This window comes from Streptomyces sp. Tu6071, assembly GCF_000213055.1.
Lineage (GTDB): Bacteria > Actinomycetota > Actinomycetes > Streptomycetales > Streptomycetaceae > Streptomyces > Streptomyces evansiae.
Map to the genome: position 1 here is coordinate 674,399 of NZ_CM001165.1, position 25,424 is coordinate 699,822.

Annotated in this window: 23 protein-coding genes, 1 tRNA gene and 1 riboswitch; of the genes, 10 read left to right on the plus strand and 14 right to left on the minus strand. The window is 73.2% G+C overall.

The genetic code is table 11. The features are described 5' to 3' along the window. Positions 1-183 precede the first annotated feature (183 nt). Positions 184-657, plus strand: a complete 474-nt coding sequence (locus tag STTU_RS02805; RefSeq protein WP_007819631.1) for a ricin-type beta-trefoil lectin domain protein — start codon at positions 184-186, stop codon at positions 655-657. 895 nt (positions 658-1,552) lie between these two features. On the opposite strand, the gene STTU_RS02815 is transcribed toward STTU_RS02805, so the two are convergent. Further along, the gene (locus STTU_RS02815) at positions 1,553-2,230 is read right to left on the minus strand and encodes a DUF2238 domain-containing protein (RefSeq protein WP_043257010.1); all 678 of its coding nucleotides are present in this window, start codon (positions 2,228-2,230) and stop codon (positions 1,553-1,555) included. 217 nt (positions 2,231-2,447) lie between these two features. On the opposite strand from STTU_RS02815, the gene STTU_RS34825 reads away from it, so the two are divergent. After that, positions 2,448-2,612, plus strand: a complete 165-nt coding sequence (locus tag STTU_RS34825; protein ID WP_007819638.1) for a hypothetical protein — start codon at positions 2,448-2,450, stop codon at positions 2,610-2,612. 410 nt (positions 2,613-3,022) lie between these two features. Here the strand turns inward: STTU_RS34825 and STTU_RS02820 are convergent. Beyond that, positions 3,023-3,096 (minus strand) — tRNA-Pro (locus STTU_RS02820). Between the two features lie 79 nt (positions 3,097-3,175). Between STTU_RS02820 and STTU_RS02825 the strand changes: the two genes are divergently transcribed. From STTU_RS02825 to STTU_RS02835, 3 genes are all read left to right on the plus strand, one after another. Next, positions 3,176-3,667, plus strand: a complete 492-nt coding sequence (locus tag STTU_RS02825; RefSeq protein ID WP_234019122.1) for a DUF309 domain-containing protein — start codon at positions 3,176-3,178, stop codon at positions 3,665-3,667. A gap of 156 nt (positions 3,668-3,823) precedes the next feature. After that, positions 3,824-4,639: a precorrin-6A synthase (deacetylating) gene (gene cobF, locus STTU_RS02830; protein WP_007819644.1), complete on the plus strand. Its 816-nt coding sequence runs from the start codon at positions 3,824-3,826 to the stop codon at positions 4,637-4,639. Positions 4,640-4,857: 218 nt separating this feature from the next. After that, the gene (locus tag STTU_RS02835; RefSeq protein ID WP_007819646.1) at positions 4,858-6,993 is read left to right on the plus strand and encodes an MDR family MFS transporter; all 2,136 of its coding nucleotides are present in this window, start codon (positions 4,858-4,860) and stop codon (positions 6,991-6,993) included. A 106-nt stretch (positions 6,994-7,099) separates the two neighbouring features. Here STTU_RS02835 and STTU_RS02840 read toward each other — a convergent pair whose 3' ends face one another. The 4 genes from STTU_RS02840 to STTU_RS02855 all read right to left on the minus strand — a co-directional run bounded on the left by STTU_RS02840 (position 7,100) and on the right by STTU_RS02855 (position 10,824). Beyond that, positions 7,100-7,465, minus strand: coding sequence for a hypothetical protein (locus STTU_RS02840; RefSeq protein WP_007819647.1), 366 nt, complete (start codon positions 7,463-7,465; stop codon positions 7,100-7,102). 218 nt (positions 7,466-7,683) lie between these two features. Then, positions 7,684-9,303: an MDR family MFS transporter gene (locus tag STTU_RS02845; protein ID WP_086021169.1), complete on the minus strand. Its 1,620-nt coding sequence runs from the start codon at positions 9,301-9,303 to the stop codon at positions 7,684-7,686. A 244-nt stretch (positions 9,304-9,547) separates the two neighbouring features. Next, positions 9,548-10,255: a TetR/AcrR family transcriptional regulator gene (locus STTU_RS02850; protein WP_007819651.1), complete on the minus strand. Its 708-nt coding sequence runs from the start codon at positions 10,253-10,255 to the stop codon at positions 9,548-9,550. A 266-nt stretch (positions 10,256-10,521) separates the two neighbouring features. Then, a complete protein-coding gene (locus STTU_RS02855) occupies positions 10,522-10,824 on the minus strand; it encodes a hypothetical protein (RefSeq protein WP_007819652.1) in 303 nt (100 codons plus the stop codon). A 216-nt stretch (positions 10,825-11,040) separates the two neighbouring features. On the opposite strand from STTU_RS02855, the gene STTU_RS02860 reads away from it, so the two are divergent. Both STTU_RS02860 and STTU_RS02865 read left to right on the plus strand, forming a co-directional pair. Beyond that, complete coding sequence (locus STTU_RS02860; RefSeq protein ID WP_007819654.1) at positions 11,041-11,352, plus strand: hypothetical protein; 312 nt, start codon at positions 11,041-11,043, stop codon at positions 11,350-11,352. Between the two features lie 711 nt (positions 11,353-12,063). After that, on the plus strand, positions 12,064-14,103 hold the full coding sequence (locus STTU_RS02865) for a M4 family metallopeptidase (RefSeq protein ID WP_007819656.1): 2,040 nt from the start codon (positions 12,064-12,066) through the stop codon (positions 14,101-14,103). 134 nt (positions 14,104-14,237) lie between these two features. Here STTU_RS02865 and STTU_RS02870 read toward each other — a convergent pair whose 3' ends face one another. Next, a complete protein-coding gene (locus STTU_RS02870) occupies positions 14,238-15,383 on the minus strand; it encodes a carboxylate-amine ligase (protein ID WP_007819657.1) in 1,146 nt (381 codons plus the stop codon). A gap of 203 nt (positions 15,384-15,586) precedes the next feature. After that, a riboswitch (TPP riboswitch) is annotated at positions 15,587-15,680 on the plus strand. Here STTU_RS02870 and STTU_RS02875 point away from each other — a divergent pair. From STTU_RS02875 to thiE, 3 genes are all read left to right on the plus strand, one after another. After that, entirely contained in the window at positions 15,672-17,108 is a 1,437-nt protein-coding gene (locus STTU_RS02875; protein WP_420713542.1) for a purine-cytosine permease family protein, read from the plus strand. It overlaps the preceding riboswitch by 9 nt. Before the next feature lie 28 nt (positions 17,109-17,136). Next, a complete protein-coding gene (gene thiM / locus STTU_RS02880; RefSeq protein WP_007819659.1) occupies positions 17,137-17,937 on the plus strand; it encodes a hydroxyethylthiazole kinase in 801 nt (266 codons plus the stop codon). Next, positions 17,934-18,587 (plus strand): thiamine phosphate synthase, encoded by a 654-nt coding sequence (gene thiE, locus STTU_RS02885; protein WP_043253909.1) that lies wholly within the window; start codon positions 17,934-17,936, stop codon positions 18,585-18,587. Before thiM ends, thiE begins: the two co-directional genes overlap by 4 nt. A 97-nt stretch (positions 18,588-18,684) precedes the next feature. Here the strand turns inward: thiE and STTU_RS02890 are convergent, their stop codons facing one another. The 7 genes from STTU_RS02890 to STTU_RS02920 all read right to left on the minus strand — a co-directional run bounded on the left by STTU_RS02890 (position 18,685) and on the right by STTU_RS02920 (position 25,409). Further along, positions 18,685-19,512, minus strand: a complete 828-nt coding sequence (locus STTU_RS02890; RefSeq protein WP_007819661.1) for a siderophore-interacting protein — start codon at positions 19,510-19,512, stop codon at positions 18,685-18,687. A gap of 4 nt (positions 19,513-19,516) precedes the next feature. Beyond that, a complete protein-coding gene (locus tag STTU_RS02895) occupies positions 19,517-20,413 on the minus strand; it encodes a YihY/virulence factor BrkB family protein (protein ID WP_007819662.1) in 897 nt (298 codons plus the stop codon). Positions 20,414-20,479: 66 nt separating this feature from the next. Beyond that, the gene (locus tag STTU_RS02900) at positions 20,480-21,346 is read right to left on the minus strand and encodes a poly(aspartic acid) hydrolase (protein ID WP_043253911.1); all 867 of its coding nucleotides are present in this window, start codon (positions 21,344-21,346) and stop codon (positions 20,480-20,482) included. Further along, positions 21,343-21,708: a DUF4387 domain-containing protein gene (locus STTU_RS02905; RefSeq protein WP_007819665.1), complete on the minus strand. Its 366-nt coding sequence runs from the start codon at positions 21,706-21,708 to the stop codon at positions 21,343-21,345. The genes STTU_RS02900 and STTU_RS02905 overlap by 4 nt, the downstream gene beginning before the upstream one ends. A gap of 2 nt (positions 21,709-21,710) precedes the next feature. Further along, positions 21,711-23,084, minus strand: a complete 1,374-nt coding sequence (locus tag STTU_RS02910) for an acyclic terpene utilization AtuA family protein (RefSeq protein WP_007819666.1) — start codon at positions 23,082-23,084, stop codon at positions 21,711-21,713. 50 nt (positions 23,085-23,134) lie between these two features. Next, a complete protein-coding gene (locus STTU_RS02915) occupies positions 23,135-24,538 on the minus strand; it encodes an MFS transporter (protein WP_063894596.1) in 1,404 nt (467 codons plus the stop codon). A gap of 151 nt (positions 24,539-24,689) precedes the next feature. Then, positions 24,690-25,409 carry a GntR family transcriptional regulator gene (locus tag STTU_RS02920; RefSeq protein WP_007819669.1) on the minus strand — a complete coding sequence of 240 codons (720 nt, stop codon included), beginning with the start codon at positions 25,407-25,409 and terminating at the stop codon, positions 24,690-24,692. Positions 25,410-25,424: the final 15 nt, after the last annotated feature.

Here is a 25,424-nt window from a genome sequence, read left to right on the forward strand (position 1 = left end):
CAGGCTTCCCCCATCCGCCCCTTTCGCGGACCTCGTCCGCGGCGGCTTCCGTGCAAGGGGCACAATTCGTAGACGCGATGCTAATGCGAGGCGACTCCGTGTCAACTCCGGTGATCCTTTGCTTGGAAGCATTCTCCTCGGCGCCGCCGATCGTGAGCGGCGCGCAGATCAGGGGAGACAGGGATGAACCGCATCGCACGCACCGCCATTTGGGCATCGGCACTGAGCCTCGCGGGCCTGGCCGCGACCGCCGGACAGGCCCAGGCCGTCACCGGTTTCCAGATCCAGAACAAGGCGACCGGCCTGTGTCTGGCCGGGACGGTGGACAGCCCCGGCCACGCCGCCCAGATCTACGAGGCTCCCTGCGGAAGCAGCAACACCCAGCGATGGGCCAACACCAAGTCCAACTTCGTCATGACCGCCGGCGGGCTCGTCAGCCTCTGCATGAGCGCGGACAGCTACGGCGGGGTCTTCACAGCCGGTTGCGGTGCGAGCAGTACGTGGGGACAGGACTGGAAGGTCGACTCGCTCAACGGCTCGTACACCAACTTCTACAACGAGAACAAGGGCTGCTACCTCCAGGTCATCGGCGGTGAGGCCGCGTGCACGCCGGGCTGGACGGGTGACTCCAAGCAGTTCCGCGTGTACTGGGGCTGACACCTGGAGGGCGGACGCCACGAACATCCACCCACCGAACTCCCGGTAGACGCCTCACGCGCTCCACCCTCGGAGTGCCAGGCAGGCACGCGCCGGCCCCGGCCGCTGTCCCACGGGGGGAGAACAGCGACCGGGGCTCGGGGGGCGGGCGCAGGCGCGATCCATTCGCATGCGCGTGAGAGGGGATCTGACCGGACGGCGACCCTCCATCCGCTCGCCCCGTCGGCCTCCCCGCGCACGCGGCGACCCTCCGTGTGGTCCTACGAGGATGCGAAGCCACCGACACCGGGCCCCGCTTCCAGCACATCGCCGACGCCGGCACCCCCGCCCACATCCTGCGCCGCATCACCCGGCCACGGCTCCCTCACCACCACCCAGCGCTACCCACACCCCGACATCCGCGAAAGGGCTCAGGGCCTTGATGGCCCCAGGCCCTCGTTTACGAGGCCGTCGTCACTGGCCGTCGTGCGTGACACACGCTCATTCCATCTGGGGGTCGGTGCGGGAGTGGTAGCGGAAATCCTTCCCCGGGCCAGGTGAAGGACCAGGGGCTCTGGGAGAGCCAGGTGGCCGAGCCGATGCCGGAGACGCAAGCCGCTGTCCAGGCTGCCCAGCGGTGGGTGGGGAGTTCGTCGACCGCCTTTGCACTCTCCGAGCCGAGCAGTACCCCGAACATGATGGTGAGGAACAGGTCTCCCCATCCGATAGCGGGTCGCCCGATGACGAGCCACCCTGCTGCGCAAGCAATCAGGCAGGCAGCCATGTAGGCCCAGGGTGTTGTGGTGGACCTCGCTGTCGACGTAGGTCCGCTTGCGATGCCGCAGGATCACGATGATCCGCGCGACGGCGGTTGCTATGGCGATCACGGGTGTGTCCTGCCACTCAGCGGCCTCCCTCAGGAGGCGGCGGCCGGCCTGTCAACGCCCAGGCGGACGAGGGCGCGGTCGTGGACGCGGCTCAGGAGCAGCAGGGCGCAGACAGCCCCGATCAGGGCGCAGAACATGTCCCACTGCGTGTCCCAGGCATCCCCCTGTGTGCCCAGGAACGCGTCCGCGGCCTCACCTCCGGTGACCGCCGCGAGCCATTCCAGCATTTCGAAGACGGCGCTGAAGGCCAGACAGACACAGACGGTGAGCGGCGCCAGCCAGCGGCTGCCGCGCAACGGGGAGGTACGGACGAGGAGTTCGCGTACCAGGACGGCCGGGACGAATCCCTGCACGAAGTGGCCGAGGCGGTCGTACGGGTTGCGCTCCCATCCGAGCCAGTCACGCACCCAGTCCCCCGCCGGCACCTCCGCGTAGGTGTAGTGACCGCCCACCATGAGGACCAGCGCGTGCGCCGCCAGCAGCCCGCACAACAGGTCACTCAGCGGAAAGCGATGGCGCATCAGGATCGCCAGGGGCAGGCCAGCCATCACCCACACCGTCTCCAGCACCCAGGTCGTCGGATCGGCAGCGCCGAACCGCGACGCGACGAGCGCCGCGGTCACCGCGACGGCAAGGGCGACCGGCAGACGACGCCGAGACGGACTCGCCTTCGGCGTCGGGACAGGGACGGGGCGGGTGGCGGTCATCGCCATCTCCTCGTGTTCGGGGCGGACCCCCACTCTCAGCCCCGACGGCAACCGCCCTCATGAGTACGCGCACTCAGACCAGGACGTCGCACCACCCAGTCGCAGCGAGCGACAACGGGCCGTGCCTCCACCGGCACCGCCCGGCGACCGCGGCGGCGCCTCCGGCACCAGCCGCTCGACTCTCCCCACCACCACTCAGCCGAGCTGCCCAATCGAGATGGCCGGCCTCTCATCGGCCGCGCCGGGCCGCGTCGCCGGGTACGCGGCCGGTGTCACAATCCAGAACGTGTACCTCGCCAACGTGCTGGGCCCCCTCGACGCGGCGACGGGCTCGAACCCGTCATCGGAGCGCGCGGAGCAGGCGGGCGATGCGCCGGGATGATAGCTCTGAACGCTCAGAGCCCGGCCCGGTCCGCGCGGGGGGGGGCAGCAGGTCGCCGCGTGCCACCGCTGAGAGGGCGAGCCCCCACGAGGGAGACGTTCCATGCGCGAACCGAGTTGCCCGGTGCCGTCGAAGGCCGTCTTGCCGGGCGGCGGCGGGAGGGGGCGGCCCAGGTCGTGGACGGCGATGCTCGGCAGGCGAGTGCTGTGCCTGGTCACGAGCCGCCAGCTCCCGGCGGGGTGGCGTTCGGCGTTCGACAGCAGCTCGGCCATGGCAAGGGCCACAGCCCGTCGCCACGACCCGCTGCAACACCGGTCAAGTGCCCCCGGTCCCCCATCGGTCCCCGGAAACGCCTCAGGGCCGGTACCGGAATTCTCCGGTACCGGCCCTGAAAAGCCGACTTCGTAAAGTCGGGACGACAGGATTTGAACCTGCGACCCCTTGACCCCCAGTCAAGTGCGCTACCAAGCTGCGCCACGTCCCGATGCCCGGTCGAGGTGTTCCCCGCTCCGTGCGAGAAGTACATTACCGCACGTCCGGGGGTCGTGTGACACGGAGGGAGTGTGGGGGCCTTGGGTGAGCGGGACCGGGACGCGGAGGGGCGGGCGCGGAGTGCGCGACCGCGGGACGGGCTGGGCCGGCCTCTTCGGTACGGGGACACCGGCGGGGTGGCGCGGCAGCCCGAGGGGGTGGTGCGGGCGGGGGCGGAGACCGTGCGCGAGGCGCAGGCGCTGCTCGACGCCGGGCGGCCCTTTCACGCGCACGAGGTCTTCGAGGACGCCTGGAAGAGCGGGCCCGAGAGCGAGCGGGCCCTGTGGCGGGCGCTCGCGCAGCTCGCCGTGGGGCTGACGCACGCCGCGCGCGGCAACGGGCGGGGCGGGGCGCGGCTGCTGCTGCGCGGCGCGGCGGGGCTGGAGGGGTGCCGGGGCGGGTACGGGCTCGACCTGACCGGGCTCGTCGGCTGGGCGCACGCGCTCGCGGATCGCCTGGACGCCGCCGTACGGGACGGGGACGGCGTGGACCCGGTGGCCGAGGCACCACGGCTGCGCGGCTGAGCCGCCGCCCGTACCCCGCCTCCGCACCCGTACCGCGCCGTCCCCGCCCGGTACCGCGCCGTCCCCGCCCGGACGCCGCCGTCCCCGCCCCTACCGCGCCTCCACCCCCGTACCCCGCCCCCCGCTCGCCCCACCCCCATGCGGCAGACTCCTCCCGTGCGAACCATTCACGTCATCGGGATCGGAGCGGGGGACCCGCGGCAGCTCACGCTGGAGGCGGTCGAGGCCATGCGGGACACCGAGGTGTTCTTCGTGCTCGACAAGGGCGAGGAGAAGTCCGACCTCACGGCGCTGCGGTACGGGATGCTCGACGCGCATCTGCCGGACCCCGGCGCGTACCGCGTGGTGGGCGTGCCCGATCCCGAGCGGGACAGGGACCGGGGGGCCGGGCGGGAGCGGTACACGCGGGCCGTGGACGAGTGGCGGGCCGCGCGGGCCGCGCTCTTCGGCCGCCTCTTCCGTTCCGAGCTGGGCGAGGACGGGGTCGGGGCGCTGCTCGTGTGGGGCGATCCGGCGCTGTACGACTCGACGCTCGGGATGCTCGCCGAGGTGCGGGCGGGCGGGATCGACTTCGCGACGACCGTCGTGCCCGGGGTCACGGCTCCCGCGACGCTCGCGGCGCGGCACCGTACCGTCCTCAACCGGATCGGCGGCGCCGTGCAGATCACCACCGGGCGGCGGCTCGCCGAGGGCTTCCCCGAGGAGGCCGACGACGTCGTCGTGATGCTCGACGCGCACACACGCTTCGCCGCGTACGCCGCCCGCGAGGACCTCGACATCTACTGGGGCGCCTACCTCGGCACCCCGGACGAGTTGCTTGTCTCGGGGCCGCTCTCCGAGGTGTCGGCGCCGCTCGTGCGGCTGCGCGAGGAGGCACGGGCGCGCAAGGGCTGGATCATGGACACGTATCTGCTGCGCCGTCACCGCGACGCGGGCGCCGAGCGCGCGCCGGTGGTCCTGCCGGGAGCCTGACCCGGAGGAACCGCCCCGGGGCTCCGGGGTGCGCGCCGCGCCCACGCCCGCCGTGTGCCCGGAGCCCCGGGGTGCGCCGCGTGCCGGGGCCACGAGATCCGCCGCGTGCCCGGGGCTCCGAGGTCCGCCGCGCGACCGCCCCCGCCCTGCGGCCCCGCCTTCCGCCTTCCGGGTGCGCACCTCGTGCGGCCCGTGGGGGCCGGTGTGAGCCTGGCAGGGTGACGACCGCTCCCGAGAAGGCCCCCGCAGCCCCGCAGCCGCCGGTGCTCGACAAACGCCGCCGCAACATCGTCTTCGCGACGATCACGCTCGGCATCCTCCTCGCCGCGCTCGACCAGACGATCGTGGGCACCGCGCTCCCGACGATCGTGGCCGACCTCGGCGGCGGCGAGCACATGTCGTGGGTGGTCACCTCGTACCTGCTCGCCGAGACGGTCTCGACCGTGCTCGTGGGCAAGTTCGGCGACCTCTTCGGGCGCAAGGTCGTCTTCCAGGTCTCGGCGATCGTGTTCATCACGGGCTCATTCCTGTGCGGGCTCGCCTCGGACATGCTGCTGCTCATCATGTGGCGCGCGCTCCAGGGAATCGGCGCGGGCGGGCTCATGGTGACGGCGATGGCGCTCATCGCGGACGTCATCCCGCTGCGCGAGCGCGGCAAGTACCAGGGCGCGATCGGGGCCGTGTTCGGGGTCTCGACGGTCGTCGGTCCGCTGCTCGGCGGGGTCTTCACCGACCACCTGACGTGGCGCTGGGCCTTCTACGTCAACGTGCCGATCGCGATCGTCGTGGTGATCGCCGCCGCGCGCACGATCCCCTCCGTGCGCTCGGGCGTCAAGCCGGTGATCGACTACCTCGGCATCGCGCTCGTCGCGATCGGGGCGAGCGCGCTGATCCTGGCGACGAGCTGGGGCGGGAACCAGTACGCGTGGGGCTCGGGCGTCGTCATCGGGCTCTTCGCGGCCGGTGTCGCCGGTCTCGGGCTCTTCTGCCTCGTCGAGACGCGGGCGCGGCAGCCCATGCTGCCGATGCGGCTCTTCCGCAATCCGGTCTTCGGCGTGTGCGCGATCCTGAGCTTCGTGGTGGGCTTCGCGATGCTCGGCGCGCTCACGTTCCTGCCCACCTACCTCCAGTACGTGGACGGGGACTCCGCGACGATCTCCGGCGTCCGCACGCTGCCCATGGTGATCGGGCTGCTGATCGCCTCGATCTTCAGCGGCAACGTGGTGAGCAAGACCGGTCACTACCGGATCTTCCCGATCGTCGGGACGCTCGTGATGGGAGTCGGGCTGTTCCTCCTGTCCCGCATGGACAACCACTCGGGGGCGTGGCGCGAGTCCCTGTACATGTTCGTGCTCGGGGTCGGCATCGGGCTCTCGATGCAGGTCCTGACGATCGCGGTGCAGAACACCGTGGACTACTCGGACCTCGGCGCGGCGACCTCGGGCGTCACCTTCTTCCGAACCCTCGGCAGCTCCTTCGGCACGGCTGTCTTCGGGACCATCTACGCCAACGCGCTGACGCCGAGACTGCGGACGGGGGTCGGCGAGGGAGCGCGCGCGGCGGGGCTCGACCCGGCGGTCGTGGCGCGCGGCGCGGGGAGTCCGGACGGCGTGCACAGGCTCCCGGCGGCGGCGCGCGCGCCGATCGTGCACGCGTACGCGGAATCGCTCCAGACGGTGTTCCTGTGGACGGTGCCGGTCGCGGTCTTCGGTTTCCTGGTGGCGCTGTTCCTGAAGCAGGTGAAGCTCAACGACCCGGCGCGCAGCGGTTCGACGGATCTCGGCGAGGGCTTCCAGGCCCCGGCGGTACGGGCTTCGCAGGAGGTGCTCGAACTCGCGGTGGCCCGGATCATGCTGAGGACGCCCAAGGACACCGGGCGGCGGCTCGTGGCCGCGTCGGACACCCGGCTCGACATCGCGGGGGCGTGGGCGGTCATGCAGATCTACCTGTTCACGCGGCTCGTGGGTTTCGCGAGCGTCGGCGTCATCGCCTCCCGCCACCGGCTGCCGCCGGAGGTCCTCGTCCCGGTCTTCGACCGGATGGTGGAGGAGGGGTACGTGACACGCCACGGCTCCGTCCTCTCGCACACCCCGGCGGGCGAACGCGAGACAGCCCTCATCACGGGAGCCTGGTCGGAGTGGCTCCGCGACCAGCTGGAGGGCATGGAGGAGCCGGTGCGCGAGGGCGCGCCGACCGGCGCGACGCTGAAACGGCCGGACGAGGCGGAGGTCCGGGCGGCTCTGGACGCGATCACGAAGCGGTTGCTGGCGGAGGACCTGGCGGAGGGCCGGATGGCTTCGCCGGTGGCGGCCGGGAGGCCGAGCCCCTCCGGGGCGGGAGCGGGAGCGGGCTGACGGTCGTGCGGGGGCGCCCCTGCCGGGGGCTCCGTCCCCTGCGCTCCGCTCCTCGTACGCCGGAGGGGCCGGCATGTCGGCCGCGGACGCCGGAGGAGGCGGTGCGTCAGCCCCGGCGCGCCTCCACCTCCAGCGCCAGTTCCCTCAGGACGTCCGCCGAGCTGATGTCCCCCCGTCCCTCGTCGTGCACTTCCGCCAGTTCGGACCAGGCGAAGACGAACCCCGCCGCCAGCCGCGTCAGGGCATGGCTCATCTGTTCCCCGATCACCGCCCCGAGGTCGGAGATCGCTGTGCCCTCGGGGATCTCGACGGCAGGCAGCACCTCCTTGACGAGGTCGCCGACGAGTCCGAGCCTGCTGAGGTCGTCTTCCTCGTCCTCCGTGCCCTCCTCGGCCCGCATCCACTCGGCCGACGCGGTGAGGAGGCTGATGATGCGGAGGATGATGTCGCGCTGTTGCTCGTCGTACTCCATGCCGCCGAGGCTAGTACGCCGCACCCGCGCGACCGCCCCGCCCCGCGCCCCGCTCGCCGTACATGCCCGACCGCCCCGCGCCCGCTCGCCTTACACACACGCGGCCATCCCGCCCCGCGCCCGCTCGGCCCGCGCACGCGACCTGTTCCGCGTCGCCGTACGCACGACCGCCCCGTCCCGCGCGGGCGGGACGGGGCGGCGTGCGTCGGCGGTGCGGCTCAGTCGCGGGGCGTGCCCGGGGCCGTGCCGCTGTCGGAGGTCTCCTTGCCGAGCGCGACGGCGTCGCGCGGAGCCGCGGCCTGCTCGGGGACGACGGGGTCGGCGCCGCCCTCGGCGGCGAGGCGCTCCATGCCGCTCGTGGTCTTGAGCGGCTTCTCCTTGATGAAGAGGACCGCGATGATCGCGAGGAAGGCGAAGGGCGTCGCGACGAGGAAGAGGTCGCCGGTCGCCACGCCGTACGCGTGCTCGACGATGCCCTTGACCTGCGGCGGGAGCTTCGTCATGTCGGGGACGGAGTTGCCGCCGCCCTCGGCCGCGGGGATGCCCGCGTCCTTGAAGCCCTTGCTCAGCTCGGTGCTGACCCGGTTGGCGAGGACCGCTCCGAGGACGCTCGTGCCGATCGTGCCGCCGAGGGAGCGGAAGAAGGAGAGCACCGAGGTGGCCGCGCCGAGTTCGTGCGCGTCCACGTCGTTCTGGGCGGCGAGCACGAGGTTCTGCATCAGCATGCCGACGCCGAGGCCCATGACGCCCATGTAGACGCTGAGCAGCCCGAAGTGGGTGTCGGAACCGATGGTCGAGAGCATGCCGAGACCGGCGGTCATGACGATCGCGCCCGCGACCAGGTAGATCTTCCACTTGCCCGTGGCGGAAATGATCTGCCCGGCGACGGTCGAGGAGACGAGCAGGCCGAAGATCATCGGCAGGCTCATGAGCCCGGCGACGGTCGGCGACTTGCCGAGCGAGACCTGGAAGTACTGCGAGAGGAAGACGGTCCCCGCGAACATCGCGATACCGACGAGGAAGCTCGCCACGGTGGTGAGGGTGACGGTGCGGTTGCGGAAGATGCCGAGCGGGATGATCGGTTCCTTCGCGCGGGTCTCGACCCACACGGCGAGCCCGAGCAGGACGACGCCGAGGCCGACCAGGAGCGCGGTCTCGGTCGAGGCCCAGTCGAACTTGTCGCCCGCGAGCGAGGTCCAGATCAGCAGGTCGCAGACGCCCGCGACGATGAGGAAGGCGCCGAGCCAGTCGATGCGGACCTCGCGGCGGATGGTGGGCAGCTTCAGGGTGCGCTGGAGCAGGACGATCCCGGCGAGCGCGAAGGGCACGCCGATGAAGAAGCACCAGCGCCAGCCGAGCCAGGAGGTGTCCACGAGGACGCCGCCGACGAGCGGGCCCGCGACGGTGCCGACCGCGAAGACGGCGCCGAAGATGCCCGCGTACTTGCCGAGGCGGCGCGGCGGGATGATCGCGGCCATGACGACCTGGGCGAGGGCGGTGAGACCGCCGCCGCCGATGCCCTGGAGGACGCGGCTGATGATCAGCGTGACGACGTCCTGCGAGAAGCCGGCCACGAGCGAGCCGACGACGAAGAGGCCGAGCGAGAGCTGGAGGAGGAGCTTCTGGTTGAAGAGGTCGGCCAGCTTGCCCCACAGCGGCACCGTCGCGGTCATCGCGAGGAGTTCGGAGGTGACGACCCAGGTGTACGAGGACTGGCTCGCGCCGAGGTCGGCGATGATGCGGGGCAGGGCGTTGGCGACGACGGTGCCCGCGAGGATGGCGACGAACATACCCGCCATCAGGCCCGACATCGCCTGGAGTATCTGGCGGTTGGTCATGGAGGTCGGCGACGGCGCGGTCGCCTCGGCTGTGCTCACGTTGTCCTTCTTGAGAGGGAGACGGTGGTACGTGGGGGGACAGGGCGGAGCCCGTGCGGCGGTGCCGCGTCCGGGCCCCGGAGGGAACGGGCGGGGTCGCCGGGCTCCCGGGACGGTCGGGGTCGAGCGGTCGGTACGGGGATACGGGACGAGGACACCCGGGGCGGCGGACCGGCACCGCTTCCCGGTGGGGGCTGTCCGCCCGTCAGTCGGTGGGCCGCCGCAGTCCGGCGGCGAGGTGGGTGAAGACCTCGGCGAAGGTCTCCGCGAGGTCGGTGTCGGCGGGGCGCGCGCACCAGTGCTCGAAGGTGACGCGTACCGCCGTGTGGGCCACGGCGGCGAGGAGCCGGGCGAAGAGGGGGATGTCGGCGCCCGCCCACTCCCCCGGGTCCGCCGCGCCTTCGGGAGGGCTCGGCGGGGTGGGTGCCGGGGCCGGCGCGGTGCCGGGCGAGGTCCGCTCCAGCCAGGTGGCGACGGCGCGGGCGAGTTCCCGCTCGTCGCTGGAGTACGCGTTGAGGCCGCGCACGATGAGGTGCGGGGAGCGCTGGAAGACCTCGAACTGGAGGTTCAGCAGTTCCTGCCGTTCCTCGAAGCCCGTCAGCTCGCCGACGAACGCGGAGCGGACCGCCTCCAGCGGTGACAGTTCGGCGGGGGCGGCGCGGACCGCCTCGTGAATGCGCTCCGAGACGCCTTCGTCGATGACGACGAACGCGTCGTCATGGCTGGCGAAGTAGTTGAAGAAGGTACGGGGCGAGACCCCGGCGGCCTCGCTGATCGCCTCGACCGTGACGTTCTCGGCCCCGTGCTCCGCGGCGAGCCGGATGGCGGCCTCGGCGAGGGCGGCGCGGGTCGCGCGCTTCTTCCGCTGCCGGAGCCCGCCGCCGGGCGCGTGGTCGTTCGTCACGCCCTGCATAGTAGGCAAAAATGCAGAGTCTGCAAAATGCTCCGGCGTGCGGGCGGTCGACCAGCGCGAACGGCGCCTCCGCGCGCCGGGCACGGCGAGGGCCCGGCGGTCAGCCGGAGCAACAGCGCGCGGACGCGGGGCGACTGGGGTGCGGCGGGATCAGCTTGTTGAGCCCCGGCTCGCGGAAGCGGGTGCACCTCACCACAGAGCCCAACGGCGAGTGCCAGGTCGGCACGGGAGGGGAACGACGGTTTGGACGAGCCGCGGCCCGCTCCTCACAGCGGCGGCGCGCCGTTCCCCGTCGCCCGGCCCGATTCCCGCGTGTCCTCGCTGACCCACTCCAGCAGGATCTCCCCCTCGGCGCCGGTCGGGAGGCGCAGGAGGAGGGCCAGGCCGCTCAGGTCCGCGAGGGCGCGGGAGCCCGCCGCCGCCTCCAGGGTCGCGGTCCAGGGTTCGCCGCGGCCCTCGGGGCCGTCCGAGGGCTCCAGGACCGTGAGGGACACGACCACGTCGATGCCGGCCGCGCTCACCCCCGTGCCCTCGCCGAGCAGCAGGGCGGGACCTTGGTAGCTGCGCATGCGCGTTCTCCTCTCCGCCTCTCTCCGCCTCCAGGCTGCTCCGGGTGGGCCGGGGACGCATCCCGGCGAGACACATCCCGGCGGCCCGGGGCGCACGGGACCACTTCGACACCTTCGTACCGTTTGACAGATATGGCCGCGATGGGACGCTGGAGAGTGCGGGTACCGCAGTCGCGCGCCCCGTAGGCCGGGGCCCCGCACCACCCAGGAGGCCGCATGTCGAAGCACCACCGCTCCCAGTCCGAGGAGAACAGCCCCCGTCGCGGGATGCCCCGCAGGCCCGACGACGACCGGCTCGCCGCGCGTGCGGAGGAGGAGCGGGTGCGGGCCGGGCTCGACGCGTACGACCCCGCCGACGTACCTCCGGCGACGGACACGAATCCGCCCGGGCGGGTGACGGAGAGCCCCGAGTACCGCGACGAGAAGACGGAGCTCGACCGCGAGGTCCGCAGGGGCGAGGCGCGCCCGGACCAGCTGGAGGCCCGCAAGGAGCGCGACCCGTACCCGCCCACGCACTACGACGACTGAGCGGGACCCGCGCGGGAGGAACGGCGGCGCGGCACGGACAAGGGCGTGAGCCCGGTCCGTGCCGCGCCGCCTTCGCACACGCCGCGCCGCCTTCGCACACGCCGCGCCGCCTTCGCACACGCCGCGCCGCCTTCGCACACGCCGCACCCCCCTCGCACGTGCCGCACCGCCCCCGTGTACGGCGCCCCGCCTTCGCCCCAACGCCCCGTCTCAGTAAGTGAGTTAAGCGGGCCCGACCACGCGGGCGTACGCCGGTCCGGGGAGACGCGAGGGCGGCGCGCGCCGCCCTCGGCCGCGCGGGGACGCCTGCCGCCGCAGTTTCCGGCCATCCAGGGCTCAAACCTGGTGATCTATGCGCGTCAAAGGTGCGGGTCCCGGGAGGAAGAGGAGGGAAACGGGCGGTCCGGACGATTCAGCGGGCGGCGACATTGCGGGCACATGTCGACGGGGGACGAAGCGGGGCTTTCCCGGCCGGACGGCAAGCGGCTTCTTTTCCAATTCTTTCCCCGGGAACGGGTCCGCATAGCGACCCCGCGCGTCCGGGAGCCGAACGGAATCCGCCAACCTCGTGATGCGCACCTGACATTCAGCGGCCGGGGCTGCCACAGTCTCCCTCGGCCAGCGGTCGGCACGCTCCTTCCCCACCGCCCACCGCGGGCCCTTCGTCACCCCACCGGCCGCCTGTGCGCGGCCCGTTGAAGGAGCCCTTCCTTGAGACGAACCTCCTCCCGCCGCGCCGCCGCCACCGGCGGCGCACTGCTCGCGGTCTCCGCGCTGCTGACCGCCGCGATGCAGACGGGCGTGGCCACCGCCGCGCCCTCCCCCACCGGGAAAGCCGCCTCGGCGGCCAGGCCGGGAGCCCTGCCGGCGAAGCTGTCCCCCGCACAGCGCGCCGAACTCATCGCCAAGGCACAGAAGAAGAGCGCCGCGACGGCGGGCGAACTGAGCCTCGGCGCCCAGGAGAAGCTGGTCGCCCGCGATGTGATCAAGGACCAGGACGGCACGCTGCACACGCGCTACGAGCGCACGTACGACGGACTGCCCGTCCTCGGCGGCGACCTGGTCGTCACCACGAACCCGGCCGGTGAGACCGGCAAGGTCGTACGGGCCTCGCAGGCGAAGCTCAGCGGCGTGAAGACCACCGCGAAGGTCCCCGCGGCGACGGCGCAGAAGCAGGCGCTCGGCGCGGCGAAGGCGCAGGGCGCCGCGAAGCCGGCGACCGACCAGGCGCCGCGCAAGGTCGTGTGGCTCGCCGAGGGCAAGCCCGTACTCGCGTACGAGACCGTGATCGGCGGGCTCCAGGAGGACGGCACGCCCAACGAACTGCACGTCGTGACGGACGCCGCGACGGGCGCGAAGCTGTACGAGTACCAGGGCATCGAGAACGGCACGGCCAACACGCAGTACAGCGGCACAGTGACGATCAGCACCACGAAGTCGGGTTCGACGTACAACCTGACGGACGCGACGCGCGGCGGCCACAAGACGTACACCCTCGCCAACAAGACCTCGGGCACCGGGACGCTCGTCTCCGGTCCCGACGACGTGTGGGGCGACGGGAAGGGCACCACTCCCGAGACGGCGGCGGCCGACGCGGCCTACGGCGCGCAGGAGACGTGGGACTTCTACAAGAACACCTTCGGGCGCAGCGGTATCCGCGGTGACGGCGTGGCCGCCTACTCGCGGGTGCACTACGGCAACCAGTACGTCAACGCGTTCTGGGACGACAGCTGCTTCTGCATGACGTACGGGGACGGGGCGGGCAACGCCGCGCCGCTCACCGCGCTCGACGTCGCGGGCCACGAGATGAGCCACGGCGTCACCTCGGAGACCGCGGGCCTCAACTACAGCGGCGAGTCCGGCGGTCTCAACGAGGCGACGAGCGACATCTTCGGGACGGGGGTGGAGTTCTACTCCAACACCGCGACCGACCCCGGTGACTACCTCATCGGCGAGAAGATCGACATCAACGGCGACGGCACCCCGCTGCGCTACATGGACAAGCCCAGCAAGGACGGCGCCTCGGCCGACAACTGGTCGTCCACGCTCGGCAACAAGGACGTGCACTACTCCTCGGGCCCCGCGAACCACTTCTTCTACCTCCTCTCGGAGGGCAGCGGCGCCAAGACCGTCAACGGCGTGAGCTATAACTCGCCGACGTACGACGGGCTTCCGGTCACCGGCATCGGCCGGGACAAGGCGCTCCAGATCTGGTACAAGGCGCTCACCACGCAGTTCACCTCCACCACCAACTACGCGGGCGCCAGGACCGGCACGCTCGCGGCGGCCTCCTCGCTCTACGGGGCGACCTCGGCCGAGTACAAGGCGGTGCAGGACGCCTGGGCGGCGATCAACGTCGGCGCCCGCTCCGGCGGCGGCACGGACCCGGGCAACGGCGGCGGGACGGTGTTCACCTCCACCACCAAGGTCGCGATACCGGACGCCGGTTCGGCCGTCACCTCCTCGCTCGCGGTGACGGGTCGCAGCGGCAACGCGCCGTCGAACCTGTCGGTCGCGGTGGACATCACGCACACCTACCGCGGTGACCTCGTGGTGGACCTCGTCGCCCCGAACGGCACGAGCTACCGGCTCAAGAACTCCAGCTCCTCGGACTCGGCGGACAACGTCAAGGCCACCTACACCGTCAACGCCTCCTCGGTCGCCGCCAACGGCACGTGGAAGCTCAAGGTGCAGGACGTCTACTCGGGCGACAAGGGCACCATCAACGGCTGGTCGCTGACCTTCCCGTAAACCCCCTCGCAAGATCTCGGCGGAACTGGACCCCCCGCCGGACGCGACGCCCCGGCCACCTCAGGTGGCCGGGGCGTCGTCCCGTATCAACTGCCTTTACCGAAAGGGGGTTTCCCCTCTGTGCCGGGCGTCCGTCAGCCCACCACTCCCCACTCCCCCACGTCCCCCGGCGCCTGCCCCCGCGCCGCCGCCCGCTGCCGCCGGGCCGGTTCGCCCCGGTGGAGGAGGTCCCGGACCACCGCATTGACCTCCTCCTCGTCCCCGAGGTCCGCGAGCGCCTCGCCGACGTGGGCGAGCAGGGCCGCGACCGCTTCGCCCGCCGGTACGGCCGTGCCGCTCTCCGGGTGGACGAGCGAGCCGCCGAGCCCGTACCGCGCCGCGGTCCACAGCGCGGCGGCGACGTCGTGCGCCGGGACCGGCGCCGGGACGCGGCCCGCCGCGCGCTCGCGCAGCGCCGTGACGACGAGCGCGCGCGTGAGCCCTGCCTGCGCGGCGACCTCGCGCACGGTCGGCATGACATCGGCGACGCGCACCTCCAGCGTCGGGACGTGCGCGGACGGGCGGGCGAGCCAGTAGGCGTTGCGGGCGCGTTCAGGGAGGACACCGGTCGCGAAGAGCCTGCGGTGCGTCGCGTCGTAGTCGGCCGCGTCCGTGAAGTACGGCGGGATCTGCGTGGTGGGCCAGCGCGAGAGGACCATGGTGCGCCAGCTCGCGAAGCCGGTGTCGACGCCGTGTTCGTAGGGGGAGTTCGCCGAGAGGGCGAGGAGCACGGGCAGCCAGGGGCGGACGTGGTCGAGGGCGTGCACCGCGGCCTCGCGGTCGGGGACGCCGACGTGGATGTGGCAGCCGCAGGTCTCGGTGCCCTGGGCGAGGAGGCGGTAGAGCCCGGCGACGTCGCGGTAGTGCGGAGCCTCCGTCGGGGTGCGGGGCGGGGCCTGGCGTGCCGCCGTGCCGTGGGCGAGGACACGGCAGCCGGCCTTTCCCGCCGCCTCGACGAGGCGCTCGCGCGCGGCGGAGACCTCGGCCCGCAGCTCGGGCAGGCCCGCGCACACCGGGCTCGTGGTCTCGATCATGCTGCTGAGCAGTTCGCGCTGCGGGACCGTCACCGCTCCCTTGGGGTGGAGCCTGTGGTGCACGTCGAGCACCCGTTCGGCGGCGTCGACCGGGACCAGGGTCTCGGCGTCGACCAGCAGGAACTCCTCCTCGGCGCCGAGGGTGGGGGGTGCGCTGTGGGCCGCGGGTAAGCCCGCGCCCCCGCTCTGCGTTGCGCTGGCGGGCATGCGGCAGCTCCTCGTGAAGTGGAGTGGGACGCGGGAGGCCCGAACGGCGGGCCCCGGGGCCGGGCCTATCCACTTTGCCGCCGGCGGAAAGGTCGCAGGAGAGCGCATACGGGGCGCCCCGGCGCACGGAGGCCGTGCTTCCGCGATCCGGGGGCGCGAAGGTCCTTCGCGGCGCCGCGCGACCAGGCGTTACGCTGGCGGCATCACCGGACACGGGGTGCCCCGCCAGGGGCTGAGATCACACCCGTCGAACCTGAACCAGCTCGTACTGGCGGAGGGATGTCTTCCATGTCATTGCCGCATGCCCCCGGTCACGCCCCGGAGGGCACGGCCCTTCAGCGCTCGGACCCGGCCTCCCGTGTCTTCGGCGGCCGGATGCCCGAGGCCCCCGGCGATCTGCGCGTCGAGGCGCGCGGCATCGCGCCCGTGCCCGACGACCGGCGCTACGGCGGTCCGGGCAGGCTCTTCACGGTGTGGTTCGCGCCGAACCTCACCATGACGGGGGTCTTCACGGGGACCCTCGGCATCGTCCTCGGTCTCGACTTCGCGACCGCGCTCGCGGCGGTCGTCGCGGGCACGCTCCTCGGGGCGGTGCCCGTCGCGTACCTCGGTACGTGGGGCAGCGGGACCGGGGCCGGTCAGCTCCCGCTCTCGCGGCTCGCCTTCGGGCCCGCCGTCGTGCTGCCGGGGGTCCTCCAGTGGCTCTCGTCGGTCGCGTGGGACGCGCTCATCGGCCTCTTCGGCGGGGACGCGCTCGCGCGGCTGTTCGACTGGCCGTTCTGGCTCGGGGTGCTCGTGATGATGGCCGGGCAGGGCCTCGTGGGGGCGCTCGGTTACGAGGCGATCCACCGGCTCCAGAAGCTCATGTCGTTCGTCCTCGCGGTGGCCTTCGTGATCCTCGCCGTGAAGATGCTCGACGGCGTGAGCCCGGCGGCCTCGGGCAGCGCGCACGGCATGGACCGCTTCGGCGCGATCATGCTGACCAGCACGGTCGCGCTGAGCCTGTCGCTGTCCTGGGCCCCGTACGCGAGCGACTTCAGCCGCTATCTGCCGACGAAGACCTCGCGGACGCGGATGTTCTGGTACACGCTGCTCGGTGTGAGCCTGTCCTTCGTCGTCGTGCAGACGCTCGGTCTGTGGGGCGCCTCGGTCTTCACCGACCAGACGGCGGGCGGCGTCGAGAAGCTGCTCGGCGGGGGCTGGCTCGGCGCCTTCGGGCTGCTCGCCGTCGCGCTCGCCGCGCTGTGCAGCAACGCGATGAACGACTACAGCGGCTCGCTCGCGCTCCAGACGGTCGGCGTGCGCGTCCCGCGCCCACTCGCCGCGGCGGGCGCGGCGGCGCTCGGCTTCCCGCTCGTGCTGTGGATGCACGCCGCCGACACGACCGCGCGCTTCCAGAACGTGCTGCTCTTCGTGGGCTACTGGATTCCGGGGTTCGTCGCCGTCGTCGTCGTGGACTGGCGCGCGCGGGCCGGGGCGAGGGCCCGTACGGGTACGGGGCTCGACCTCGGCGTCGAGAGCGCGCGGCCCGTGCCGTGGTGGCCCGCGCCCCTCGCGTTCCTCGTCGGTTTCGCCGCCGCCGTGCCCTTCATGAACACCTCGCTGTACGCGGGCCCGGTCGCCGACGCGCTGCACGGCGCGGACCTCGCGTACTACGTCGCCTTCGTGGTGGCGCTGCTCGTCTACGCCCCGCTGCGGCTGCGCGCCGGCCGCGAGGCCGCGTGATCCCCGTACCACCCCTGGGAGTCCTGCCATGACCACTGAGCCCCTGGAAGCCACCCGTGCCGCGCTCGCGCGGGTGCGCGGCGCCGAGCCGCTCGTGCAGTGCCTGACCAACACGGTCGTCACGAACTTCACCGCGAACGCGCTGCTCGCGCTCGGGGCCTCGCCCGCGATGGTCGACGTCCCCGGGGAGGCGGACGCCTTCGCGCGGGTCGCGGGCGGCGTCCTCGTCAACCTCGGCACGCCCCACGCCGAGCAGCGCGCCGCGATGACGGAGGCGGCGACGGCCGCGCGCGAGGCGGGCACGCCGTGGGTGCTCGACCCGGTCGCGATCGGCGCGCTCCCGGTGCGTACGCCACTCGCGCACGCCCTGCTCGCGCTCGGACCCGCGGTCGTACGGGGCAACGCCTCGGAGATCCTGGCGCTCGCCGGGGCCGGTGCGGGCGGGCGCGGCGTGGACGCGGCCGAGAAGGTCGAGCAGGCGGCGGAGGCGGCGCGCGGGCTGGCCCGGACGAGTGGCGCGGTCGTCGCGGTCTCGGGGCCCGTGGACCTCGTGACGGACGGGGCGCGGACGGTGCGGATCGCGAACGGGGACGCGCTGCTCACGAAGGTGACGGGCGGCGGCTGCGCGCTCGGCGCGGTGATGGCGGCCTTCGCGGCGGTCACCGAGGACGTGTTCGACGCGGCCGTGGCGGCGGTGACGACGTACACGGTCGCCGCCGAGCTGGCGGCGGAGGGCCGCCCGGGTCCGGGGACCTTCGCGGTCCGTTTCGTGGACGCGCTCGCCGCCGTGGGGGACGCGGACCTCGTCGCGCGGGCGGCGCTGTCGTGAGGCCCGATCTGTCGGTGTACCTGGTGACCGACACGGCGCAGTGCGCGGCACGGGGGCGGACCGTCCCGGAGACGGTCGCCGCCGCCGTCGCGGGCGGGGTCACGGCGGTGCAGGTACGGGAGAAGGACGCGGGCGGGCGGGCGTTCCTGGAGCAGGTGCGCGCGGTGGCGGACGTGCTGCCCGCGCACGTGACGCTCCTCGTCAACGACCGCGTCGACGTCTACCTCGCGGCCCGCGCCGCCGGGGCGCGCGTGCACGGGGTCCACGTGGGCCAGTCGGACCTGCCGGTCGCGGCGGTACGGGACCTGGTCGGCGCGGACGCGCTGCTCGGTCTGAGCGCGGCGACGCCCGGGGAGCTGGCGGAGGCCGCCGCCGCGCGGGTGGACCACGTCGGGGTCGGCGCGCTGCACGCGACGACCACCAAGGCGGACGCGCCGCCCGCGCTCGGGATCGAGGGCTTCGCGCGCCTGCTCGCCCCGGCCGGTCTCCCCCCGGCGGTCGCGATCGGCGGCGTGGTCCCCGCCGACCTGCCCGCGCTGCGGCGCGCGGGCGCGGCCGGCGCGGCGATCGTCTCGGGGATCTGCGCGGCGGCCGACCCCGAGACGGCGGCGCGGCGATACGTGGCGGCGTGGGAGCGGGGCGTGGGCTGACCGGGGGCGGACTCGCGTCCCGGGCCGCTCGCCCGGCGCGGCGGGACCGCGTCCCGGCCCGCTCGCGCCGGCTCGTACCGCTGCGGGTGGGGCCCCGTCAGACCGCCGCCGGGACCTTGCCGCGCTCGTGCTTCCAGTAGCCGGAGAAGGTGATGCGGTCCTTCGGGAGGCCGGAGGCGACGAGGTGGCGGCGGCCCTCGGTGGCGAGGCGGGACTCGCCGACGACGTACGCGTAGCCGGTCGGGGCGAAGGCGGTGCGGCGGCGCAGCTCGGCGAGGACGGCTTCGCCGGGGACGGCGTGGACGTCGTCGCGGACCACCCAGACGATCTCCATGCCCGCGGGCGCTTCGAGGTCCCTGCGGTCGGCGGCGAGCGGGACCTCGACGAGGGCGCGGCCCGTCGTGTGCGCGGGCAGCGAGCGCAGGATGCCGGCGACGGCGGGCAGTCCGCTCTCGTCGGCGACGAGGTGCACCTCGCTCGCGTCCTCGGGACGGTCGAAGATGGCACCCTGGTCGTAGAGCGCGACGGGGTCGCCGGGCCGGACCGCGCAGGCCCAGATCGCCGCCGCGCCCTCGGGTTCGCCGCCGGTGCCGCAGTGCACGACGAAGTCGATGTCCAGCTCGCCGGTCTCGGGGCGGAAGCCCGCGACGGTGTAGTTGGCGCAGTGCGGGCGGACCTCGTCGGGAATCGCGAAGTACGGCTCCCACCAGCGCTGACCCGAGAGTTCGGGCAGTTCGAACCGCGGCTGGTGGGCGAGGCGTACGAAGAGGCGGAACCAGTGGTCGTGGCCGAGGTAGGGGAAGTCCGCGAACTGGGGACCTGTCACCGTCACGCGCTGCATGGACGGGGTGAGGCGGGCGCTGCGGAGCACCTCACCGCGGTACAGGGCCGGGTTCTTCGGCATCAGCCGGGGATTCTTCGCCATGGCCTTAGGTTAGCCTAAGCTCACTTTCCTTTCGAGCCCCGTCCCCCGCCTCCGCCTCGGCCTCCGCCCTGTCCGCCTTGCCGAGTTCGGCCGCGAACTGGGCGCCCGCGAGCAGGGCGAGGTTGGAGAGCCAGAGCCAGATGAGGAAGACGACTATCCCGGCGAGCGAGCCGTACAGGGCACTGTAGGTGCCGATGAGACTCGTGTAGAGGGTGAAGCCGGCGGTGGCGAGGAGCCACAGGACGGTGGCGAGTACGCCGCCGGGCAGGCTGTAGCGGCGGCGCCGGGCGATGCGCGGGCCGTTGCTGAAGGCGACCCAGGCCAGCCCCGAGACGAGGCAGAGCAGGGCGGGCCAGCGCAGCACCCGCCAGGCGAGCGCGACCCCTTCGTCCAGGTGCAGCGCGCGGCCGATCGCGTCCACGACGGGGTTGCTCAGCACGAGCAGCAGCGCGGTGAGCACGAGCAGGCCGAGCAGGGCGAGGGCCGTGAGCACGATGCGGTGGGCGCGCTTCACCGGGGTGCGGGCGTCCGTCGTGCGGTGCATCCGGTGCAGGGAGCGCCGGAAGACCGCGAGGTAGCTGCACGCGGACCAGAAGGCGCTGAAGACGCCGGTGGCGATGAGCGGCCACGCCGTGGCGTTCTCGGTGAGCATCCGGGTGAGCAGGTCGTGCAACTGCGGGCCCGCCTGCCCGGGAGCGTAGTCCGTCAGATAGGCGATCAGGGTGCGTGCCGTGTCGGGCCCGAGGAGGGCGGAGGCGACGACGGTGACGAGCAGGGCGGGCAGCAGGGCGAGCATCGCGTAGTAGGTGAGCGCGGCGGCGTCGTCGGTGACGTCGTCGTTCCACAGGCTGAGCGGAGTACGGCGCAGGGCGGGCCACCAGTCGGCGGCGTATCGGAACATGGGGCGGTCCGGGGGGTGGACAGGGAGGGGGACGGGGTGCTGCGGGTGTCCCCCCGCCCGCTCGGTTCACGGGCCGGTGGAGCACCGTCCTTGCCGTCTACCCCCGCGATCGTCCACGCACTCCGCGAGGAAGTCCCGCACGGCCGGGAGCACGGCGAAGTGGTCGTGCCCGGTGCCGGGGACCGTGTCGAGCCGCGAGGCGATCCCGTGGTCGTGCCAGTTGGCGCGCAGCGCGCGGAGACGGGCGAGGCGGTGGACCGTGGGGGCCTCGTCGCCGGGCGCCAGTTCCTCGGTACGGGTGTCGTCGGCGCCGATGACGAACTGGACGGGCACCTCCCGCAGCCGGGCGGGATCGGCCTCGTACCCGAAGAGCCGCTTCGCGTCGGCGGTGCCCCGGGGCCACGGCGTGGCCGGGTCGAAGGGGGTCACGCGGCCGGGGGCGCCGACCGAGAGCGAGGCGAGGCGGCCGGGGTGCAGGCAGGCGAAGCGGTGGGCGAACTGGCCGCCGCCCGAGAAGCCGTGCAGGTGGAAGCGGTCGGTACGGATGTGCCAGCGGGCCGCCGCCTCCTCGACCATCGCGAGGAGCAGTGCGTCCGCCCGGTACCCGGAGGGCGAGAGCAGCTTGTAACCGTCCACGTCGTCGGGCCCGTCGATCCCGGCCGGGAAGAGCGGTGCGAGGACCACGCAGTCGTGCCGCTCGGCGAAGTCGGCGAAGGCGTCGCGCAGGGCCTGGGAGCGGCGCCCGGTGCCGTGGACGGCGACCACGAGCGCGCGCGGGGGGCCGTCGGGGGTGTGCCAGCGGGGGACCTGGAGGCAGAAGGAGAAGCGCGGGTCGGTGGAGAGGGCGAACTGCGGGGTCGCGCCGGTCAGGAGCGCGGTGCCGGGGTGGCCCGGGGGGAAGTCCCAGGGTGACAGGGGACGTGGGGAGGTCATGAGGCGGGCTCCGTCGCGACGGGGCGGGAGGTGGCGGGGGTCATCGCGGGTGCCGCTTCGAAGGCGAGGTCCATGAGCGGCGCGTACTGCTGGCCCGCGTAGCAGTCGGCGTCCCGCAGGGCGCCCTGGATCTCCGGGCGGGGCAGCGAGACCTTGACGGCGAGGGCGCGCGGGTGGTGCACGAGGAGGATGCGCGCCGGATCGGCCCCGTAGAGGCGCGAGAAGAGGTCCTTCGTGAGGAAGCCGCTCGCGGTGAGGGCCGCGTAGGCCGCCTCGTCATGACACATGAAGTCGAAGGTGAGGGTGAAGGGGCCCGCGTTCTTGGAGCGGACGAGGGAGCAGAGGTCCAGCAGGGTCGCCATGCTCAGATCTCCTCGGTGACGGTGCGGAAGAGTTCGGTGGGGGTGACGCCGGTGACGACGTGGTGGAGGGTGAAGCGGTACAGCGGGCCGCGGTCCGTCTCGGGGGGCGAGAAGGGGTAGGCGAGCGTCGAGACGAGGCCGTCGTACTCGGGGATCGGGAGGTGGCTGCTCGCGTGCGCGACGAAGGTCGCGACGGCGTGCGCGGTCTCCTGCGAGGGGGCGGTCACGGTGATGAGGACGCCGAGTTCACGCGCCGGGCCGGGCTCGGGCTCGGGCTCGGGCTCGGGCACGGCGAGGACCGCTCCGGCGCCGTAGAGACGGAAGTCGATGTCCACGTCGGCGGGGTCGACGGTGCCGCCGAAGACGTCGAGGATCTTGTCCGCGAAGTACTTCCGGGCGTACGGCACGAGGGCGGGCAGGTGCTTGATGACGACCCGGTCGCGCACGCCGCCGACGATGACGGTCTGGTGGCCGACGAGTGCGGCGCCCTCCAGTTTGTTCGTGTAGCCGTCCGCCGGTACGAAGCGGGCCCCGCGCACCCGTACGGTCCGCTCGTCGACCGCCTCGTAGGTGGCGTCGGTGGTGTCGAGCGTGCCCGAGGGCTCGGCGACGCGGAACGGGTCGGCGTTCTCGTAGAGCGTGTGGGCGGCGACGGAGCGGGGCGTGAGGCGGCTGCCCTCGGCGAGGGTGGTGACGTCGAAGTGGTCGTCGCGCAGGTGGACGAGGAGGCCGTTCGCGGAGGGCGGTACGGCGCAGGCGGCCCCGCACTCGATGGTCTTGGCCATGTGCCAGGTCAGCCCGGGTTCCGCGCCCTCCATGTGCGGGAGCGCGGCGAAGAGCGCGGTGTCGCTCGCGCGCCCGGCGAGGACGACGTCGCAGCCGGAGCGGAGGGCCTCCTGGATCGGCTCGACGCCCATCATCGCGACGGTGTGGCTCCGCGCGAAGACGTCCCTGTCGATCTCGGGGGCGTGGAGCAGGGGGCTGATCCGGCCCGCGTCGTGGAGGGCTTCCAGGCGGGCCGCGGGCTGGTCGGAGTAGACCAGGCCGAGGGTGAGACGCAGGTCGTCGGCCGTCGCGATCTCCCGTACGAGACGGGCGACGCGGTCCACGCCGTCGTCGCGTCCGCTCGTGCCGCACGAGCCGATGACGAGCGGGACGCCCAGCTCGGCGCGGGCCCGCAGCAGGAGGCGCAGGTCCCGGGCGACGGCCTGGTCGGAGAGCTTCGGCGTGCCCGAACCGAGCGCGGCGGGGCCCGAGTCGGTCGATCCCGCGTCGCAGGCGATGACGTGCGGACGGGCGGCGACCCCGCGCCGGAACGCGTCGGCGTCGAAACCGGCGCCGAGGGCACCGGTGGGGGCGAGGATACGGAGTTCCATGAGTGGTTCCTTGCGTGGTGGGCCGGGGTCCGCGAAGGGGTGCGGCGTGCTCAGGTCCGGGCGGGTGTGACGCGGCGGGCGAGGAGGGTGAAGACGAGGTACGTGACGGCCGCGAAGGCCGGGCCGTCGAGGAACATGAACCGCCAGCCCGTGGCGTCGACGACGAGGCCGAGCAGCGCGGGCCCGAGCGTGGCCCCCGCTGAGGAGGCGACCGTGTACAGACCCGTGTACGTCCCCACGACGTGGCGGCTCGGGGCCAGGTCCCAGAGCACGACGAGGGCGTTGACGGCGAAGGTCGCGTACCCGGCCGAGGCGAGGACGAGAGCGGTGACCGTGCCGGGCACGGTGGGCACGGCGGCACCGACGAGCAGCCCGGCGACGAACAGCGCCACGCCGTGGCGGATCGCGCGCATCTGCCCGAGGCGCGAGGAGAGGTAGGCGAGCGGGATGACGCAGACGAGGAAGACGATCGCGCCCGGCAGGGCGAGCCCGCCCGCCGCACCCCGCGAGAGGCCGAGCGTCTCGGTGCCGTACGGGGTCAGGAGCGTGCGCAGCGCGGACCACATGCCGGCGAAGCAGAAGATGCCGAGCATGAGCAGGACCCTGGCGCGGGACGGGTCGCGTACGAGGTCCCTGACGACGGCCCACGGCGAGGCCAGGACGGCGCCCTCGTCGCGCCCGGTGATGGCGCCGTGTGCGCGACCCGTGCGCGCGGCCCCGTCCGGTCCCGTACCGGCGGCTCCGTCCGGCGGCGTGAGCGCGGGCCCGTCCGGTCCCGTGCGCCGGCCCTCGTCGCCTTCCGGCCCGGTCGTCACGTCGCTCGCGCCGCCGCCGGTCGGGCGGTGGCGCAGGAAGGTCCAGGAGGTGAGGAGGAGGACGAGCAGCAGCGCGGGCGGTATCGCGAAGGCGAGTCCGATGCCGCGGTCGACGACGAGCAGGCTGATGAGCGAGGAGACGACGATGGTGAGGCCGACGCCCGCCTTCACGAAGCCCTGGGCCCGGCCCCTGTGCACGGGGGACACGTAGTCCGAGACCAGGGTCTCCGTGACGCCCTTGAACGCGTTGGCCGTGGCGGCGAAGGCGATGACGCACAGCATCAGCGCGGGCAGGCCGCCCGCCCAGGGGATCAGCGCGAACGGGACGGAGGCGAGCGCGGCGCCCGCGAGGATGATCCCCCAGCGGCTCCGCCCCTGCCGCGCGCGCCGGTCGGACAGGAAGCCCGTCCACGGCTGGATCAGGACGCCGAGCACGTTGTCCAGGCCCATGATCAGGCCGATGAGGCCCGCCGAGGTGAGGTATTGCCGCAACTGGGCGGGCACTTGGGCGTCGTAGAAGTTCCAGACGGACTCCTGCGCGAAGACGGCGAGCGTGACCCACAGGACGGTGTCCGGGCGCATCCGCGCGGGCCGGAGCGGGGTGCGGGACAGGTTTTCAGGGGGTGCGTGGTGCGGCATGGCGGCTCCTTTGCCATATGCCATAGCAAGCCCGCTTGCTGTTTGCTATAGCTTCATGCGAATGCGTGGGGCGGGGGTGCGTAGGGCCCGGGGAGGGACCCCCGGAACGAAGAGGCCCGGGGGCCGCGTGGCCGGTCCCGCCCCGCCCGGCTCAGGCGGGGAAGCGGCCCGCGATCAGGGAGTCGCCCGCCGCACGGCTGTGGGCTCCCATCAGTGCGGCGGCCAGGTCGCCGTCACCGGAGGCGATCGCCTCGTAGATCGCGCGGTGCTGCTGGTAGCGCTCCTCGACGGCGGCGCGGCGGTCCCCGCCGATCTCGGAGAGGACGGCGCCGCGCCGCTCGTCGGTGCCGAAGGCGTCGACCATGTCGAGCATGTGCAGCAGCGTCGCGTTGCCGCTCGCGCGGTCGACGAGCGCGTGGAAGGCGCGCATGCGCTCCAGGATCTCCTCGATCGCCGCCCGCTCCTCCTCACCGCCCGCCTCGATCCCGGCGGCGCGGGCGAGCAGCGCGTCCGCCCCGTCGAGCGCCGCGCGCATGGCCCGCCGTTCGGCGGCCGTCGACTTCTCGGCCGCGAGCCGGGCCGCGAGCGCGCGGAGCGAATCCCCGATCAGGGTGAACTCCCGCAACTCCTCGGCCGCGAACTTCGCGATCCGCACGGAGCGCGGCCCCGTCCGCTCGACGAGGCGGTCCTGCTCCAGGCGCCGCAGGGCCTCCCGTACGGGCGTCGCGCTGATGTCGAGCGATTCGGCGAGCCCCCGCTCCGTCACCTTCTGCCCGCGCACGAGGTCCCCGGAGACGATCGCGTCACGGATCGCGGCGTAAGCCTGGTCGCCCAGCGTCTCGGAAGCGGCGAGGTGAGGTAGCTGTCCCATGGGCAGTACCGTATT

What these genes read in the sequence shown, in the direction of transcription:
- thiM (WP_007819659.1), top strand. Translation starts at nt 17,137, where the DNA reads ATGACCACTGAGCCCCTGGAAGCCACCCGTGCCGCGCTCGCGCGGGTG.
- STTU_RS02920 (WP_007819669.1), bottom strand. Translation starts at nt 25,409, where the DNA reads ATGGGACAGCTACCTCACCTCGCCGCTTCCGAGACGCTGGGCGACCAG.
- STTU_RS02915 (WP_063894596.1), bottom strand. Translation starts at nt 24,538, where the DNA reads ATGCCGCACCACGCACCCCCTGAAAACCTGTCCCGCACCCCGCTCCGG.
- STTU_RS34825 (WP_007819638.1), top strand. Translation starts at nt 2,448, where the DNA reads ATGGCCGGCCTCTCATCGGCCGCGCCGGGCCGCGTCGCCGGGTACGCG.
- STTU_RS02840 (WP_007819647.1), bottom strand. Translation starts at nt 7,465, where the DNA reads ATGGAGTACGACGAGCAACAGCGCGACATCATCCTCCGCATCATCAGC.
- STTU_RS02805 (WP_007819631.1), top strand. Translation starts at nt 184, where the DNA reads ATGAACCGCATCGCACGCACCGCCATTTGGGCATCGGCACTGAGCCTC.
- STTU_RS02910 (WP_007819666.1), bottom strand. Translation starts at nt 23,084, where the DNA reads ATGGAACTCCGTATCCTCGCCCCCACCGGTGCCCTCGGCGCCGGTTTC.
- STTU_RS02890 (WP_007819661.1), bottom strand. Translation starts at nt 19,512, where the DNA reads ATGGCGAAGAATCCCCGGCTGATGCCGAAGAACCCGGCCCTGTACCGC.
- STTU_RS02900 (WP_043253911.1), bottom strand. Translation starts at nt 21,346, where the DNA reads ATGACCTCCCCACGTCCCCTGTCACCCTGGGACTTCCCCCCGGGCCAC.
- STTU_RS02850 (WP_007819651.1), bottom strand. Translation starts at nt 10,255, where the DNA reads ATGCAGGGCGTGACGAACGACCACGCGCCCGGCGGCGGGCTCCGGCAG.
- STTU_RS02815 (WP_043257010.1), bottom strand. Translation starts at nt 2,230, where the DNA reads ATGACCGCCACCCGCCCCGTCCCTGTCCCGACGCCGAAGGCGAGTCCG.
- STTU_RS02870 (WP_007819657.1), bottom strand. Translation starts at nt 15,383, where the DNA reads ATGCCCGCCAGCGCAACGCAGAGCGGGGGCGCGGGCTTACCCGCGGCC.
- STTU_RS02845 (WP_086021169.1), bottom strand. Translation starts at nt 9,303, where the DNA reads ATGACCAACCGCCAGATACTCCAGGCGATGTCGGGCCTGATGGCGGGT.
- STTU_RS02905 (WP_007819665.1), bottom strand. Translation starts at nt 21,708, where the DNA reads ATGGCGACCCTGCTGGACCTCTGCTCCCTCGTCCGCTCCAAGAACGCG.
- STTU_RS02875 (WP_420713542.1), top strand. Translation starts at nt 15,672, where the DNA reads ATGTCATTGCCGCATGCCCCCGGTCACGCCCCGGAGGGCACGGCCCTT.
- STTU_RS02860 (WP_007819654.1), top strand. Translation starts at nt 11,041, where the DNA reads ATGTCGAAGCACCACCGCTCCCAGTCCGAGGAGAACAGCCCCCGTCGC.
- STTU_RS02895 (WP_007819662.1), bottom strand. Translation starts at nt 20,413, where the DNA reads ATGTTCCGATACGCCGCCGACTGGTGGCCCGCCCTGCGCCGTACTCCG.
- STTU_RS02855 (WP_007819652.1), bottom strand. Translation starts at nt 10,824, where the DNA reads ATGCGCAGCTACCAAGGTCCCGCCCTGCTGCTCGGCGAGGGCACGGGG.